Genomic DNA, 16,259 nt, shown 5'->3' on the forward strand with positions numbered 1-16,259 from the left:
ATTGGTAATGACCAAACTAACACTGTTTATTTGCTACTCAAAGTGGGACTCAGAGATGGCCATGGAGTGGGCCATTAATCGTGGCCAAACCCGACCTTTAGTGGGCTAGTAATCGTGGCCCATGACAATTACTTCAATATTGTTTATAGCCCCCTTTTCATCCCGTGCAATAGCAACCAATGCGGGTACATAGACCTTTTTCTTTCCATGATATGTTTCTTGTTGTTCTACAAAACGGATATCAGCCTCATCAAAATGACTTAAACCGCGCGTTTGTTTTAAATAGGTTTCAGCCAGTGTATCTTTCACAGATAGTGAGCGACCAACTATTTCCATGACTTTTTCTTTTTTCTTAATTTGCTCCTGCATTTCTTTGGCATGTTTATCAACTTTAGATTCTTCTTTGGATTTTGGTACGATCATCTGATAACCACCCAAGAACTCTTTAGCAAAAGCCAATACCTCCTTAAAATCATTACAATGATGCGCGTATTTAATTAACCCCAGAGCGTTGCCAGCTTCCTCGGTCTCAAAGTTTTTCCACAACCCTTTGCTCAAATTAATGCTTAAACTTCCTTTGGCACCATATCGATATTCTGTTTTGCTTGATTGCTTGCGGTTAGGCTCGCCAATAAGAGCCAAACACAAAGACTCCATATTTGCTGACAGGCGGGCTTCTATAGCTTTCACACTAAGTTCTTGGTGCACAAACCCTCGTGCCTTGCTTTTTTGAGATGATTTGTCGGGGTTACTCAGCCCTTGCATTACATTGCTTTCAAGATTAAGTGCACTATTTTTGGCATGAATATCTTTAAGTGATTCTTCTTTCTGTTTTTGTTGTTGATGCGCCTTTTCCATTAACAAAGCTGATTTTTTGTTGGTCTCGTCTTGTTTTTTAAAATCGGTTAAGATTTTTTTAAACGCGCCATAATCTTCGGTATAAAGGGTCGCCTGTATTTTGGCTCTTGATATAATTATTAAATAAGAGCGGTAATTGGTTGCTTTTTCTCTTTCAGCCAGCATAAGGCCTATCACAAAGCTATCTGTTCCCCCTTGGATTGAATGGGCTGTATTGGTGTAGGCATAATCCCAATGTTTGCTGGCATGATCGTTCCTATTAAGCAGCAATTCACCGTCTTTGTTTGAAAGCTTCAGTGTATCAGAGCTTAAGCTACTGACTACATACTCGGTATTGGCGAGCAAATTAGATTCTTTTTGAGTTTTCTTAATCCTTACCCTATCGCCTTTAGATAAAACGGAACTGACTTCGACATAGACTGACATTCTTGCCTTGTGTGCCAATTCATGAGGGCTTATTTTGTACTCTATTCCTTCATGCATACAGGTTAGTTCGTTTTTTTCACAATCTTTAGCAGTGATTTTAAAATAATCACCTCGTTTAGCCACAGAATAGGTTTTATCAAAGCGAATAATATCATTAACTTCATAGCTTTTAGCATAAAGCATGTCGACCTTGTGCATGTCTTTAGGTAGATAGCGATTAACCTGTATGTCCTTATTATCAATCTCTCCTGTTTGTTTAAGTCCTGCTCGCACCAGCAATGAAATTTCATGCCTGTCTACGTTGGCAGGGGCAACAATAAGCGTTTGATCGCGGTGCTCTTTGGTTCTACTTAAATAATCTTCGGCAATGGCTTTATAAATAGGCTCATAAGAGGGGTTTTTCTTGTTCTCATCCAATACAACAGGTATTTCTTTAATCGAAGATTGACTGTCATGTGAAAAGCTTTGTTTGCGCTGAATGTAATCCTGGGGATTGATTTGTTTTACCTTCTCAAGGCTTTCTCCTAACTTCATTTGAGATGCGTTTAAAACCGCTTCTTTGAGGTCTGGGTTGGGATTTTGGCGAATAATGTCTTCCATGAACGCTGTTTTTTGCGTTTTTGAGGTAATGGTTAATTCGTGTGGTATTCCTGCTTCAAGGGATTGTAATTGGGTCATATCCCCTGCATAAATTAATCGGCCATCGAGTTCTATGGCTTTTTTTTGCAGTGCACGATATTGTTTGTTACTGACCATGGAGGTTTCATCTACGATAAACATCGATTTTGGGGGGTACGGCGCGGCATTAAGGAGAAAACTATCAACGGTATCGCTTTTAATCCCTTGAGCTGACAATTCCTGCCTTGCTTTATGAGTAGGAGTTAACCCATAGACCGCAATATTTTTGTGCTCAGCGAATTTCTGGATTTCCTTAGTCATAGTCGTCTTCCCTACCCCTGCCAGGCCTTGAATGGAGATAAATCGGTCTGTATTAGTGAGTGCCAGAATAACTGCACTTTTTTGTCCTTTAGTGAGGTTGGGATTGATTTGGTCTAACTCATCAGCATTTTTTATAATGGCCTCCATCATATTTTGATGCGCTAAATTATCCTTAATCACTTCCTTTTCGAGTACTTTTGCCTCACCTGTTGGGGTCCTGTGGAAGAACTGACAAAAAGTGGGATTTCAAGATTAGGCCCAACAATCCGTGCAATTTTATAGCAAATAGTTAAAAATGCACGCGTTACTTAAGTAACTTTCCAAAAATGCTGTTTTAAATGTTTTTCCAGTTCCTCAACCATTGCTGCAATATTAATATCACCATTACTTTTTTTAAAACTGTACTTTCCGGTAAAGGCAATATGCGCCCAAGCAATAGGTGATATTCTAATAAACTCATCAATAATGTCTTGGCTAACCCCTTCTTTAAGCATTTTTTCATAAATAGTATTCAAAATAATACCGTTGTAGGCAATGATGCAGTTTGCAACAAGTCTTACTGCATGTGCGCTGACTCGATTGTTAACAATTTTCTTTCCCTTAAAGACCCCACGATAAACTTTCCTAATGAGACCTTGCAATTGGTGATAAGCCTCTGTCCGATTTCTTGCCGCACGTATGGCCTTCCTAAGCGCCATGTTATCTATTAAATTTAATACATGCGTACTTTTTAATATTTTATTGTACTCAAAAAGTGCTTTTTTTAATCTTCCATACCGAGCAGAAGAATTTATTTTTTTAACGATGATGCTCTGAGTATTTTCCTGCAGAAGTAAGGAGAGTAAAACCCGTAATATCCCTCTTTCCTCAGCTTGAATCAGGCTTTTATCAATGATCCCACTAGGACGAATAATTCCAGTGTAGTTATCAACTGATTTAACCGAAAACAAGTCATTTGTCGCTTCTTTAACATTTTTTATACTTGGAACATATTCAATATCTATTGAATCCAGTATAACAAAATTGAGTTGATTTAAAGAGTGGTTGTCTCCAGTCACCATGTCAATATCAATGTCTGTCTTATTGCCAAAGATTACATCATAGAGACAGTGTCCTTCATACTCATTAGGCCCAATATTCTTGGCATTCACAGCAACAAAATTAGCAATTAATGTGTACACAGAAAGCCCTGGTTCTTTGCCAAGAAATTTTTTTGAATATCTTGACTGAATTGTACTTTCACTAGTTGGAAGCTTTTGTCCGTCTGCATCAGCTAATAATTGTAAATCCATTAAATTCCATTGTTTAAAAATAGGCAATGAATGGAGTAGATTGCTTGCTATATCATTCGCAGGGCATAAGGTATCCACACGAATGAAATCTTCATGAGTTGATCGCAAAAGATTATGGCTAAGATCTGACATATCAGCCATTTTTTCCTCACCAATACCAAAGGCATCGGACAGTACGCACGCATTAACAACCAAAGGAACAGGCTTTCTTTTTTTATGATAACGGGTTTTCATGTGGGTAAATGCACGCCACATATCAACGTGATTACCAATATGCATAGTAATATCAGGGATTTCTACTTGTGTGAGGGTCTTAAAAAAAGCATCATCTAGCTTATCCAGGCTATCGTAGCCTAGACTCCACTCTTGCTCACCAGATTTAGTTTCTTTTATCAGAAATCCAGGATTTTCGCCAAGACTAATGCGTTTTGTTGCCCTATCCCACGTGTTATCCAGTACGTTAAGCACTTCATCTAAGTGCTCACTGCAATAGATTGGAATATTTGGATAACCAAATTCATGGGCTATTTTTTCTACATCATCCACTAACGCATCATCAATTAAATCATGGTCTATGTCACAATAAGAGACACTTTCATTGCAACAGAGCAGTCCTTTATCTAAACGACGATACATTTTTTGATAGACAAAAAATTCAAATAAATGGGGATCTACCTGTTCATCAGTTGGATTTTCTTTCAAGTAAAGAATCATTGTTTTAGAGATGGTGTCCTCCAAATCCTTGTCAGCTTAAATGATGATGGACTTTTATCAGCACCATAATGTTTTTTGAGTAAATCGATAAGCTTCATAATATCGCTGTCTTTTTTATAAAATACGAGCGGTACTGCTAACATAATAGGCCGGAGATACAATGCAATTTGCCTTGATGATTCCAGATAAAATGCCCATTTAGCTGCTTTTTTATCAAATACACTGCCTTCCAAAAATTGTGCAAGGGCAGGGAACTGTTCCTCTGGTAAAATATTATAAGCTTGGTGGTTTAGCTCATCATGGGTTAAATTCTGCTTGCGATTTGGAAACCATTTTAGAAATCGAGCCAATTTTGGTAAGTCAACAACTAAACCAGAACTATGCTCAGTCATTGCCTTTTCAGCATATATTTTACCCTCATTCATTATACCTCTGGTGTGATATATAAAGCTGGTAATTAAGTGATCCATAATTTGTTGATAACGATGATATACAAAACACAGAGCTTGAAGCCATTGTTGTGGCTTACTTAAACGTCTGAGCCTAGAAGCAGCGTATTGTTCCGCTAAATCAGCATAATAGCGAATAGAATTCTTGGATATTTTGAGTCTTGGGAGGAAGTTTTTTGCAAAATCATATAATTCGACAAGTCCCAATGCCTTATCTACCTCAGCCTTGATAGCCTTATATTTAAAATTCTTCTGATCCAACCGTATTACATTCAATGGAGTTATCCCATCCTCTTTATTGATTAAAACCGACAGTTGTTCTTTTTTTGATTCTGGAATAACTGAAATAAGTTCATCAAGTCGAGCATCTTCCATTGAATATGCATTGGTAAACATATCCTGTATGGTGCGATACGAAGGTAAAACAATCTGTTGACTACTAAAGTAGTTTAATAATTGTCGTAGAGCATCATGTCCTTTAGGGTAAAGTTTGATCAACTCACTTAAATGAAGCTGAATTTTGGACTCATGCATTGGCTGCCAATCTTTAAAGCCAAACAACAAGAGAATATCAGTTTTTTGTTTTTGATAAGTTTTAAAATCGATTTGACCTGTAAGTCCCAGTAGGCGTTCCCCGAAATATTTTCCTAAAATAAATTGTGAGTTATTATCTTGGCCTAAATTAAATTTATAAAACTGTTGCTTGGCCTTAAAATAGCCAAGCAATCGAATAAAATAAATCTGTGCCTTCGTAGTGCGATATTTTTTGACGATGAGCATTTCCTCATCCGTTATTGAAAAATACAACTCTCGTTCAGCTTTATTAAATTCAGGGATAGCATAAATGGCTTCAATTTCTTGATCAGATAACAGGTTTATTCGATTAGGGCTATACATTAATTACTTGGATACCTATTATTGAAAACGTTCGTTTTTGAGCATACTTACTTGGCTTAGTGATATCACTATGTTTATTGGATCCATGGATTCTCAATAACCATTCTTGATATTGCTTTCTTGCTGCATTATACTAGATATGAGTTTTGAGAATAGAGGACAACGAGTAAATGCCAACAATTAGTGCATTTTATGGAATACTGATTCAAATGTTTTGGGGTGATCATGCACCTCCTCATTTTCATGCCTTATATGCTGAATATGAAGTTCTTATTGATATTCATACACTTGAAGTGGTTCGAGGCTCTATGCCCCGCAGGGCATTGGCTTTAGTATTAGAATGGGCTTTTCAGCACCGTGCTGAATTATTTGAGGATTGGACATTATGCGAAAACAATCAGTCGCCAAAGAAAATATCGCCCCTGGAATAGTTTGTACCGCTCCTTGGAGACTAACGAAAGTCACACCACTGCCCAATTATGAGCTTGAAGTTGAATTCAATGACGGAACGCATGGGTTTGTTGAAATGGTTAAATTGATCATGAGTGATAAAGCAGGTGTATTTGCAGTACTTCAAGATAAAGACCTTTTTAATAAGGCTCATCTTGAATATGGAGTACTCACTTGGCCTGGTGAAATTGATTTAGCACCGGATGCAATGCATGATGCAATCAAACAAAAAGGCCGTTGGGTTTTGTAATAGGCCTGGTGTGTACGTCGAGGCTGTTTTAGGTCAAGATTAGTTCCCAATTTGGCTTATGTAGTTGTCATTACCGTGCTCAAAGGCGGTTTTTTTGGGTTAATTTATCACCTGATGTTGTTTATAAAGATTTCAAGCAATAAATAAAGACCGATTAACATACAAAATTTAATGGTTAAGATCACATTGAATTAATAATTTTCTACAATCTTGACCGAAAACAGCCTCGACGTACACACCAGGCCTTAGATGCGTTTTTATTTAATTACGGCCGTAGAAATCCATTTTTACCTAAAATTTTATGGGACGATAAAGAAAGTACACTAAAGCTGATTAAATTTATGTTAGATAAATGCGATAGTTCACAAATTAAAAAATATGTTACTCGGCCTGGTGTGTACGTAGACCATGTTTTCGGTCAAGATTATAGGACTTTATTTGCTCACAATGAATTGAATAATTATATTTTGATGCATAACCTAACTTTAACCAGTTGATACAAATCACAATAAATACGTATAAATTACATCTACAGTGGATTTAAACCTGAAAACCAGTGTTTCGGGATGATAATGACAACTACATTAAGCAAATGGGAACTAATGTTGACCGAAAACATGGTCTACGTACACACCAGGCCTTGAGACGTTTACGCGCAAGAGCACGCTGTGCAGACAGCGCCTGCAGATTAATGTTGCATGCTTTAAAAAAGGCGGGTGTTAGGCACTTCACGGCAGCAAGACCAATAAAACGCTCTTTACCGGCATCAACTTTAACATCAAAACGCTCAATCATTTTTAAATAGCCCGCACGCACCAGTAATTTAATAGCACGTTGTGCGCGCTTTAAACCGATACCTGCCTTATCAGCAAGAAACTCGATGGTAAGAGAACGAAATCCTTCACTTGCATGAGGTACACCTACCCTAAGGCTTGCCAGTTCCGTGTAATGTAATAAAACCTGAGATATGCTTGCCAGGGCTTCACGTGCCTCAGACCGCTGCTGGCGCGTTGAGTTACGGCGCAACCGGATTTCTTTAAAATAGGATGTGGGTAAACCGTAGTAACGCCGCCAGGCATCAATCGCCCAGGTAATTATTTTTGGGCGCTCTTTATGTTCCTGTGGCTTTTGAAAAAAACGTGGGGACTCGGGATCATGGCCGCACCAGTTACCCTGGCGCACCACTCCTGCCCTTCGAGAGCTGTAGTCTTTGCCTGTTGATTTCTCTATGAAATCAATGCAATCCATCACTAACGCATTTTCTTGCATGCGTAAAATATCCTTAGCGCTTCGCCAATAATTGACAATGATTCAATGAAACGCTAAGATTAACTTGACTAGAGTAGTATCATTAGCGTTATTAAAGAGTGGCCCGTTTTACGGGCCGTTTTTTTTATGCAATTTCCAACCCCAATAATCTAATTTAAAAAATCAATTTACTGATGAAATCACATGAGAATGAACAAGTCAATCAAGAAAATACATTGGTTTATTTGCAATTTGCAATCAATACAATATCATAATGCAATCAATTTGATTGCATTATGATTTCATCAAATATGCTTTATGCTTGCAAAATGCTTGCAAAATGCTTTTTTCAAAATAAATTACTCATCTTTTAATTCTCTCAATTTTTTTCTAATAGATGGTCTTAATAACTCAAGACAAACTGCATTCATAGATAAGCCAGTAAGATTCATAATCTCTTGAATATCATTCCAGTAACTTTCTGGCGCTCTTAAATAAAGTGTTTTTGTAGATTCTTTTATAGCACGAGTCACTTCTTGTTTATCAGGCGAGTCCTTATTAAAGCTCAAAAATTCTCTTTCTTTTTTTTCTTTTTCCTCTGGGGTCAAAGGAGTTTTTTTAAAAATCGTCTTATTAGACATTGAATATCTCCTCATAGAGCGAAAGTATTTCACTCGATGCTTTTTTGTCTTCAGGAAGTAATTCTTTAACACTTTTGCCAGAAATTGCTGCTTTTCTAAATGCAATTCTTTCGGTAATCATGGTATTTAGTAATCGCAACTCTATGAAATCATCCAAGAACCCTCCCGCCTCTTCACCTTCTTTAACCGAAGGATTAGGGGATGCTTGATTTATCATTACAAATGCATTTAATCCCTCATTAATTGCTTTGGCATCGCTAACATGGCTATTAACTTTTGCTAAAGTCCACAGATCAAATTGTGAAGCCCTCAAAGGAAATACCGCTTTATTTGCTACCAAAAGCGAGGTTCTTAGTTCAACTGAATCACGACCACCGGCATCGATAATAATGTCGTCAAATTTACTCTTAAGTGCTTGAATTTCTTTTTTTACATTGTCAAATTTCTGTATAGTAGTAACTCTGGGCAAAATATTATTATCATCTCTCGTTAAGCTCCAAAAACTAGCTGTTTTTTGAGGATCTGTATCCACAAGCAATACATCATATCCATCAAGAGCCCGGAGAGCTGCAAGATTAGTAGAAATTGTTGTTTTACCAGTACCACCTTTTTCACCACCGATTAGTAAGATCATTCTCAACCTCATAGTTAAAATAATAGAATACGGCTTAAGCGCAATGAATGCAATCAATCAGCTTGCGCAGTGCAATCAATCAGCTTGCGCAGTGCAATCAATCAGCTTGCGCAGTGCAATCAATTGTCAAGGGGCCATATTCTAATTATCAAAGCTCCCCACTACTTTATAAATTGAACACTTGAAATCAAGCAATTGACATGATTCATATCAATAGTATAAAGTTCGACTTATATAATTGGAAAAAATGGAACAGAATGAAAGAAATTCAAGATAGATCCTTAATTAGTGGGTTGGATGATTCATCACACCACGAGAAAATAAAACAAGCTGATTCACAAGAACCGAAATCAAAATATTATGACTTAACTACAAATATTTCAGAAAGAACAGTGGTTTTTCCAGGAGATCCAGAGTACAGCATGAGAAAAGTATGCACTCTAGATGAGGGTAACTCGTCGCTGTCGCGAAATGATTTGGGCAAGTTTGAGGAATAAAAATCGAAGGAATTTTTTTGATTTTAAATCATGAACAAAGTATCATAATTAAGAGTAATTTTTCAATACTCACTAACGCCAAGTAAAAATATAGGATTGCTGATGCAGGGAATGAACTATCGATTAGATATCAAAAAAGGATTGCTGGTAAGGTCCAATGACGGGACGATTGCCAGCAATCAGCAATCAGCAATCAGCAATCAGCAATAGCTTTTTCCTTATTTTCAATGTCCTCTATTATTTTTTATTGTGTGTATTTCCTTTGTTCAGGGTTCTTGCCTATCCTTTTGCTCAGTTTTTATTCAGCGATGCGTATTAGTCCATTTATTCGCTTGTTATTGAAATCGATTGCCGCTGCCTGTTGTTTAAGTCCATTTAATAAATCATTTGTATTATACAAGGAACGTTTATGAAGCATCGCTTAGTTCTTTCTCTCATCACGGCAGGAGTGCTGGGAAGTACAGCCTCAGCTGGCACTATGGGGCCTGTCATGGCCATCAAAGACTGGACCTGGGTAGGCTCTGTGAGCGCAGGCCCGGTTTGGGCTCGTGGTGGGGAGACTCAGACTTTTTATTTGGCTCCGGAAATTGAAAAGACGTATGCGGCCAGAAAATCGACCAATGCATTAGCATCAGGTGAGCTGTTTGTGGGGATACAAAAGTCATTATCCTCCCAGTGGTTGGGTCAATTGGGACTGGCAGTGACCACCACCGGCAGTGCCCATCTTCAGGGCATTATCTGGGATGATGCCGACCCTCAATTTGATAATTACAGCTACCAATATAAAGTACGCAACACGCGCATAGCGGCAAAAGGAAAACTTCTGCTTGATAAAGGCTATTGGCTCATGCCCTGGGTGAGCGCGAGCCTTGGCGTTGGTTTTAACCGCACTCATGAATTCACCAACACACCCTTGATTTTTGAAGCCTTACCCAATGCCAATTTTACAGACCACACAAAAACCGCATTGACCTACACGCTGGGGGCTGGCGTGCAAAAGTCGCTCAATGACCACTGGCAGGTAGGGGTTGGATATGAGTTTGCCGACTGGGGTAAAAGCGAACTGGGTCGCGCTTTTGGGCAGACTATGAATTCAGGATTAGCACTCAATCACCTTTACACCAATGGGGTGTTGGTCAATCTTACTTACGTGGCATAAGGATAAAAATCATGCTAGAGAAAACAAAGACATTTTTCAGCAATGCAATACTGACCGTTTTATTCTCCTGTCTGACGCTTGCAAGTGCGCAGGCGGCGAAGCCCTTATGGACGTTTGTGCCGCAAACACCAACCGAGATTACCGTAGCTAAAGGGGGCAGTGCACAGGTGATTTACACGGTACAAAATCAGTCCTCGAGAGCCAAAAACCTGGTGATGAAACCCATTGCAGGGGTGATTCAGGGCGCACCCTGCCAGTTTCCAGCTAAAGGAAGTTGTACGCTGACGCTCAATATCAATGGCTCTGCCCTGCTGGGCGATGTATTGGGCGGCCCTGTTTTATGCCAACAGGGCAATGACCTGCAGTGTTACCAGCCGAGTTCAGCCAATATCCTGCGTATTCACCTGGCAACGCCGCCACCGGTGCAGCAATTCACCGTGGCACCATCGGCGGGTGCGAATGGCTCCATTTCCCCCACAACAGCACAGGTGGTCAATGCTGGCAGCAGCCTGACGTTTACGGCAACACCCAATACCGGTTTCGGAGTCAATCAGTGGCTGCTGGATGGCAATGTGGTACAAAATGGTGGCACGAGCTTCCAGTTGAACAATATCCAGGCTAATCATGCTATAGAGGTAACCTTTAATCAGACAACCCTGTCTCCTCTCACGCAAAACTTGGCTTTGTCAATTAACAATCCAGGAGCAGACCCAGCCCTTTCTGGCACTGCGCGCATCATTCGAATAGAAAATACGGGCTCAATACCAGCAAACAACGTACAGGTGAGTACATCCGGATTTCCTGCTGGAACGTCAATTACCAGTAATGCCTGTATGGGCACACTGAATAACGGAGCCACCTGCGACATCACCATCACCCCAGGCATTAATGCCAGTTTGGATTCTTTAAGCTCTGCCTGCACTACTGCGCCAGGAACTGCGCCTGTACCAACAACGGTCACAGTAACTGCAGATAATGCGCCATCTACGGACGTTAATGTCTTGGTGTTAGGATACGGTTGTATTTATCAAGGGGGTTTTTTGTTTTCTGTGGATAATGCCACACCCAGCACACAAAGCATTGGTGGGAAAGTGGCCGCATTAACGGATGAAGAAGAAAGTCCAGCAGACTTTTTTTTCCAATGGGCAACATTATTCGATAATACGGCAGCGGACAGTATCACGGATGGATTAAGTAACACCAATGCGCTTGAAACCCCTGTAGGTCAATATCCGGCAGCGCAGGCCTGTCGAAACAAGAGTGAACAGGGGTTTACTGACTGGTTCATGCCGGCGATTTGCGAGTTGGGACGATATTCCAATCCACCAGGAGGAACTGATGCGGGTTGTGGCACTACCAATCCCAACTTATATACAACGTTGCATACGAATGGTTTAGGCGGTTTTGCCGGTGACTTCTACTGGGGTTCTACCGAGTTTTCCGGCGTTCCTACGACCGGCGCCTGGATCCAGAACTTCTTCGATGGCGTCCAGGACGTCGACAATAAGTTCGACAGTCTTCGGGTTAGGTGTGTTCGGGCTTTTACCCCTTAAACCCTTTATCCCTTTTCTTTTGAGGCAGCGAAGCTGCCTCTTATAAAACCGCATAGCGGTCGGACTTAATTTTTATGGTTTAATGATGGCGCTATATACCGAGTTGCCGGTTTATCGGGACGCATACCTTTTGACACTAAAGGTGTTTGAGATAACAAAAGATTTTCCAAGGGAGTACAAATACACACTGGGCCAGGATATGAAGCGTGACGCCCTTCATTTGCTTCGTTGTATTTACCGAGCAAACAAGAATCAAAACAGAGTAGAGCACTTAGAGGTGTTTTTAGCTCGACTTTAGCCAATTATGCAGCCAAAGCCAGTTGATAAATCAATAAGTTAGCAGTTTTTTCGGTTATTTTTAAAGAATCCGTATTATTTTCGTAATTTTTAGACATTGAAAAATACATCTTCACCCAGATTGATCTTCTTATGGCTGTAATAATGTCGACTAAGGTGAGCTCGCCCTTTTTGTCATACCATGATGTAGTTTCTTGCACTAACAATTTTTTAGTTTCATGCATTTTAATGGCAACCAGTACCAATATCGAAAGTAGTCCCATAAGCAGAGGGGTAGTTCTTGCAATAGCCTTATCTGACCACTGACGCTGTGTTTCAATGCCTAAGTGGGCACGGGTTTCTTCAAAGGTAACTTCAATGTTCCAGCGTAAAACAAACCACTCAATAATTTGTGTCGGTGAATTTTCCGTATTGGTGCTGAAAAATGTCTCCGCCTCATTCTTACCATCGGGTGTTTTAACAAGCACTATGCGTAGCCTTATTGGTGGAACGCCTGCATGATACCATAGGCATTCAAAGGTTAAGCACTCAATAGTTTTTTGTTCACCACCATACCACTTTACCTGAAGTGTATCCCATGTCTTAGTATCTACTAGTAATTCCTTGAGCCGGATACGCTGTCCTTTAATTTGATTTCTTCCACGCTTTCCCGCTGGCTTGACCTCAGGAAATTCAAATAACTGCGCATCCATTCGTACTCTGGATATGAGTGTTGCACCATTTTTTATACAGACTTTTGCAAGGGCCATACAAGCATAGGCGCCATCACCAACCAAAATCCAAGGGGTACGGTGCAACCATCGGCTGACACAACGCACCATTTGTATGGTCCAGTCTATCGATGTTTTGTGTCTTTTTCCTGAGGCCTCATCTGACTTTTTTGATGGTGAAAGGATAACCATAAAAGGCAAAGCCCATGGTCTTTTACACCAAGGAAGCGGTACTATCAAGGTCATGCATTCCCATTTCAAACCAAAACAAATAACCACCCGTGATTGGCTGGACGCAACAGCATCACGGTATGCTCCTTTGGCTTTGATGTTCTTTCCGCGTCGGCGCTCCAGTGTTTCATCAACAGCAACAATCTTGGGCCATGATTCAGGAAGCAGTGTGATTAAAAGACCAAATAAAATTTTGCTGGCAGTTAAACCACTCCATTGTGTACGACTCAATACACGATGATATTTTGAGAAATTTTTAACCTCGCTTAAGCCCATAACACGTAAAATACTCGTAATACGCCTTGCCCCTCGACAAAGGATGGCACCAATGAAAAGCGTATTGATATTGTTCCAGGTAGGACGTGTAAATAAAGGTGCAAAAGCAGCTAAAACGGATATAATCTCGGGTGTCATTGTTGAGCAACTCCTTGTACCTTATTGTTTTTGCGAACATCAAGATACTCGCTTTATCCGCTTTAGCAATTTTTTTAAATAGGAGTCATCCCGCTCTTGGCCTCACACCACGAACATACAGAACAAAAATCAACATGAAACGATGGAGTATTGCCGACATGGTGAATATTGGCCGCAAGTTGTTCGCCAAAATTCACAAACAAAAACATCATGCAAACCCTAATCACGACGTGCATTTCATGGCACGAGAAATAGATGATTGGCTGGTGCGGGGTGTTGAATCCATGGTGAATGGCAGCTATACACCGCGCCATCTTAAGCGCCATTATTTTCCAGATGAAATGGTTGATCAGCTGCATTTATCGGACAGGATTTTCCAAAATATTTTGCTCAAACAAATAAAACCTACCTTCCCTTACGTGATGAACCCCAATTGCTACCATCTTCATGGACCAAGTGGTGTACGGCTTGCCACGCGGCGTATCCGGCAAGTGCTTTTGGAAAAAAAACCACAATACATCATCCGCGCTGACATCAAATCGTTTTACAAGTCCATCCCGCATCACCAATTGATTCAAGATATCAAAAAGCACTATAACGATCTCAATGTCCAATCCATGCTAGAACAAATTATTATCAATCCCATTGAAACCCCTCGCGGATATAAAAATCCCGATCAGGGAATTGCGCTACGTGGGCCGCTGTCTCAGTTTTTTAGTGGCATTTATTTAAAGCCATTGGATGATGCCTTCAATTCGATGGATGTAACCTATATCCGGTATCAGGATGACATTCTTATTCTGTGCCAAACCAGCCGTCAGCTTAACCGTTGCAAACAGCGCATGATGGAGGTGTTGCATGAAAGACGGCTCAGTTTATCGCGCAAAAAGACACGCATAGGCAACATTGAGAAAGGATTCCACTTTCTCGGAATACACTATCCTGGGACGCAAACCCAGGATAACACCCATGTGATACAGGCAAATGATAGAGCAGTTATCCCGGCGGGTACTGCGCAAAATCTAACCTCATTGTGGGGGGGGGTACAGAGATTGCAATTAATCATCAAACGCCTGGGCTTGACACTATTGTCCCGCACGCAAGGACGTTACGAAAAGCACGAGAGCAGATTAATCTTATGGTCAAAGATGGGGTGTCTCCCAAAAAGATCAGAAGGTACCTACATCTCTGGGTCATGTGGTGGGTAAGAACAACAGAAAGTTGGCAGTACCAGGAGCTACTTGAATGGTTTTTAAATGTGTGCTGGGATTTTAGCCCGGCGGCCTATGCCGCCGGTCTGCTCACGCACGCCATTAAAAAATACGGTTATCAATCTCAAGCCCAGGTTTTGTCGGCTCCAGGTTTTTACGCGACTGCGTGAGATCTAATGTTCTTACTTCATCAAGGCGGATTATAGCCGCCAAATCATCCGGCGCCGCCGAAAGCGTCCAACCCCCACGGCCCCGCCGCGCCCACCCCACGCCCCGCCCTAATTAATGCAAAATCAACCGCAAGCCCGGAAGAATCAGAAATAACCAAGGGGAACCACGATTCGCCTTTGTTTGTATTATAATTGTGGAACGCTAACTTACGGGGTAATTTGTCCTCATTAAACTGAGGTGTTGGGTCAAACGAGCGGTCTTTACGGCAATATTCATTAGCCACATGGACTGGAACATCGCGCTGCTCTTTTCCAACCTCCATCCATGCCGCCTTCATGGCGTCACAATTCTGGGAGCTCTCCCAGTTATCATAACCATCAATATAATTGTTCAGTGCTGTTTTGAGTGGGGTTAAGTCAAAATGCTTTGAATTCTTAACCTCGACCCCATGTTGCTTATAGGTTAACCCATTGCTCTCTATCGCTTCGCAGCGCTTTAGCATCGCCGCTTTTGTATTCTCGTCCATATGCGATTCAAGCATCCGGCACATATGCTTGTCCTTTGCCCAATAAGCGTATTCATACGCTGAAATATTGGTAAAGGTTCGACCTGAATAGTCGGTCACTGTGCCTCGTTCAAGTAATAACTCCTGGAGCTGGTGGGGATTTTTTTTCCTTATTGTAAATATTTTTTCTGCATGGTCTTGCTTTCCATGAGCCACAAACTCCAGGAATTTGGATAAAATGGCAGGGGGTTGAAATAAGGTTCGGGTATGTTTATCTAATATAGCATTCGTTTTGGCTTTTATCGAAGGTAGGTGACCCGAAATTTCCTTTCCTATCTCTGAAGGTAAATCGTAGATTGATTTTTTCATACCCATTCTCTCTTAATAATAATTCACATATTATAACCAGTATCACAAAAAAAGTACATAGTGAATTTATATTTATCATTTCGAATTCCATGCTATGGTTGAGGCGAGGTGAGTAGAATTGGGTTCGATATATTGCTTGAGGTTTTAAATTATCTCATAGCAGGTTTTGGAAAATGGCCAAAGTCCAGTTTAGATGAGTTGGAGTTATTGAAACTAGAAATTCGCCTGTGTGTCGAGATGAAACTGGTATCACTTAAAAAGCAGGCATTATTAAGTGAGCTTTTAGATCGCATAGGCAAACAGGTGACCGGCTGGCGTAATGCCAGTCGATAAAGCCAGAATCA

16 protein-coding genes are annotated in these 16,259 nt (G+C 40.6%); 8 read left to right on the forward strand and 8 right to left on the reverse strand.

What is annotated here, in order from left to right:
* Window positions 1-105 precede the first annotated feature (105 nt).
* The 3 genes from HRS36_RS00110 to HRS36_RS18565 form a co-directional block, all read right to left on the reverse strand.
* Complete coding sequence (locus tag HRS36_RS00110) at window positions 106-2,403, reverse strand: AAA family ATPase (RefSeq protein ID WP_173235444.1); 2,298 nt, start codon at window positions 2,401-2,403, stop codon at window positions 106-108.
* A gap of 128 nt (window positions 2,404-2,531) precedes the next feature.
* Window positions 2,532-4,217 (reverse strand): Tn3 family transposase, encoded by a 1,686-nt coding sequence (locus HRS36_RS18560; protein ID WP_226905519.1) that lies wholly within the window; start codon window positions 4,215-4,217, stop codon window positions 2,532-2,534.
* Between the two features lie 8 nt (window positions 4,218-4,225).
* Window positions 4,226-5,575 (reverse strand): DUF4158 domain-containing protein, encoded by a 1,350-nt coding sequence (locus tag HRS36_RS18565; protein WP_226905520.1) that lies wholly within the window; start codon window positions 5,573-5,575, stop codon window positions 4,226-4,228.
* Window positions 5,576-5,745: 170 nt separating this feature from the next.
* Between HRS36_RS18565 and HRS36_RS00120 the strand changes: the two genes are divergently transcribed.
* The gene (locus HRS36_RS00120; protein ID WP_173235446.1) at window positions 5,746-6,006 is read left to right on the forward strand and encodes a DUF4160 domain-containing protein; all 261 of its coding nucleotides are present in this window, start codon (window positions 5,746-5,748) and stop codon (window positions 6,004-6,006) included.
* Window positions 5,961-6,275, forward strand: coding sequence for a DUF2442 domain-containing protein (locus HRS36_RS00125; RefSeq protein WP_173235448.1), 315 nt, complete (start codon window positions 5,961-5,963; stop codon window positions 6,273-6,275). The genes HRS36_RS00120 and HRS36_RS00125 overlap by 46 nt, the downstream gene beginning before the upstream one ends.
* A 579-nt stretch (window positions 6,276-6,854) precedes the next feature.
* Here HRS36_RS00125 and HRS36_RS00130 read toward each other — a convergent pair.
* From HRS36_RS00130 to HRS36_RS00140, 3 genes are all read right to left on the reverse strand, one after another.
* Window positions 6,855-7,544, reverse strand: a complete 690-nt coding sequence (locus HRS36_RS00130; RefSeq protein ID WP_197933201.1) for a hypothetical protein — start codon at window positions 7,542-7,544, stop codon at window positions 6,855-6,857.
* A 338-nt stretch (window positions 7,545-7,882) separates the two neighbouring features.
* A complete protein-coding gene (locus tag HRS36_RS00135) occupies window positions 7,883-8,164 on the reverse strand; it encodes a hypothetical protein (protein WP_173235450.1) in 282 nt (93 codons plus the stop codon).
* Window positions 8,157-8,855, reverse strand: a complete 699-nt coding sequence (locus HRS36_RS00140) for a nucleotide-binding protein (RefSeq protein ID WP_226905521.1) — start codon at window positions 8,853-8,855, stop codon at window positions 8,157-8,159. Before HRS36_RS00140 ends, HRS36_RS00135 begins: the two co-directional genes overlap by 8 nt.
* Window positions 8,856-9,055: 200 nt before the next feature.
* On the opposite strand from HRS36_RS00140, the gene HRS36_RS00145 reads away from it, so the two are divergent.
* From HRS36_RS00145 to HRS36_RS00155, 3 genes are all read left to right on the forward strand, one after another.
* Window positions 9,056-9,295 (forward strand): hypothetical protein, encoded by a 240-nt coding sequence (locus HRS36_RS00145; protein WP_173235452.1) that lies wholly within the window; start codon window positions 9,056-9,058, stop codon window positions 9,293-9,295.
* Window positions 9,296-9,704: 409 nt separating this feature from the next.
* Window positions 9,705-10,454: an outer membrane protein gene (locus HRS36_RS00150; RefSeq protein WP_173235454.1), complete on the forward strand. Its 750-nt coding sequence runs from the start codon at window positions 9,705-9,707 to the stop codon at window positions 10,452-10,454.
* 422 nt (window positions 10,455-10,876) lie between these two features.
* Window positions 10,877-12,007, forward strand: a complete 1,131-nt coding sequence (locus tag HRS36_RS00155; protein ID WP_226905522.1) for a DUF1566 domain-containing protein — start codon at window positions 10,877-10,879, stop codon at window positions 12,005-12,007.
* 302 nt (window positions 12,008-12,309) lie between these two features.
* Here the strand turns inward: HRS36_RS00155 and HRS36_RS00165 are convergent, their stop codons facing one another.
* Window positions 12,310-13,659 carry an IS701 family transposase gene (locus tag HRS36_RS00165; protein ID WP_173235460.1) on the reverse strand — a complete coding sequence of 450 codons (1,350 nt, stop codon included), beginning with the start codon at window positions 13,657-13,659 and terminating at the stop codon, window positions 12,310-12,312.
* 134 nt (window positions 13,660-13,793) lie between these two features.
* Here HRS36_RS00165 and HRS36_RS00170 point away from each other — a divergent pair, with 134 nt between their 5' ends.
* The gene (locus HRS36_RS00170; protein WP_173235461.1) at window positions 13,794-14,867 is read left to right on the forward strand and encodes a reverse transcriptase/maturase family protein; all 1,074 of its coding nucleotides are present in this window, start codon (window positions 13,794-13,796) and stop codon (window positions 14,865-14,867) included.
* Window positions 14,855-15,040: a hypothetical protein gene (locus HRS36_RS00175; RefSeq protein WP_173235382.1), complete on the forward strand. Its 186-nt coding sequence runs from the start codon at window positions 14,855-14,857 to the stop codon at window positions 15,038-15,040. Before HRS36_RS00170 ends, HRS36_RS00175 begins: the two co-directional genes overlap by 13 nt.
* A gap of 44 nt (window positions 15,041-15,084) precedes the next feature.
* On the opposite strand, the gene HRS36_RS00180 is transcribed toward HRS36_RS00175, so the two are convergent.
* The gene (locus HRS36_RS00180) at window positions 15,085-15,915 is read right to left on the reverse strand and encodes a hypothetical protein (protein ID WP_173235463.1); all 831 of its coding nucleotides are present in this window, start codon (window positions 15,913-15,915) and stop codon (window positions 15,085-15,087) included.
* 108 nt (window positions 15,916-16,023) lie between these two features.
* Between HRS36_RS00180 and HRS36_RS18530 the strand changes: the two genes are divergently transcribed.
* On the forward strand, window positions 16,024-16,248 hold the full coding sequence (locus HRS36_RS18530; protein ID WP_197933202.1) for a four helix bundle protein: 225 nt from the start codon (window positions 16,024-16,026) through the stop codon (window positions 16,246-16,248).
* The last annotated feature ends 11 nt before the right edge of the window (window positions 16,249-16,259 follow it).

Origin of the sequence: Legionella antarctica (assembly GCF_011764505.1) — a bacterium.
Classification (GTDB): Bacteria; Pseudomonadota; Gammaproteobacteria; order Legionellales; family Legionellaceae; genus Legionella; species Legionella antarctica.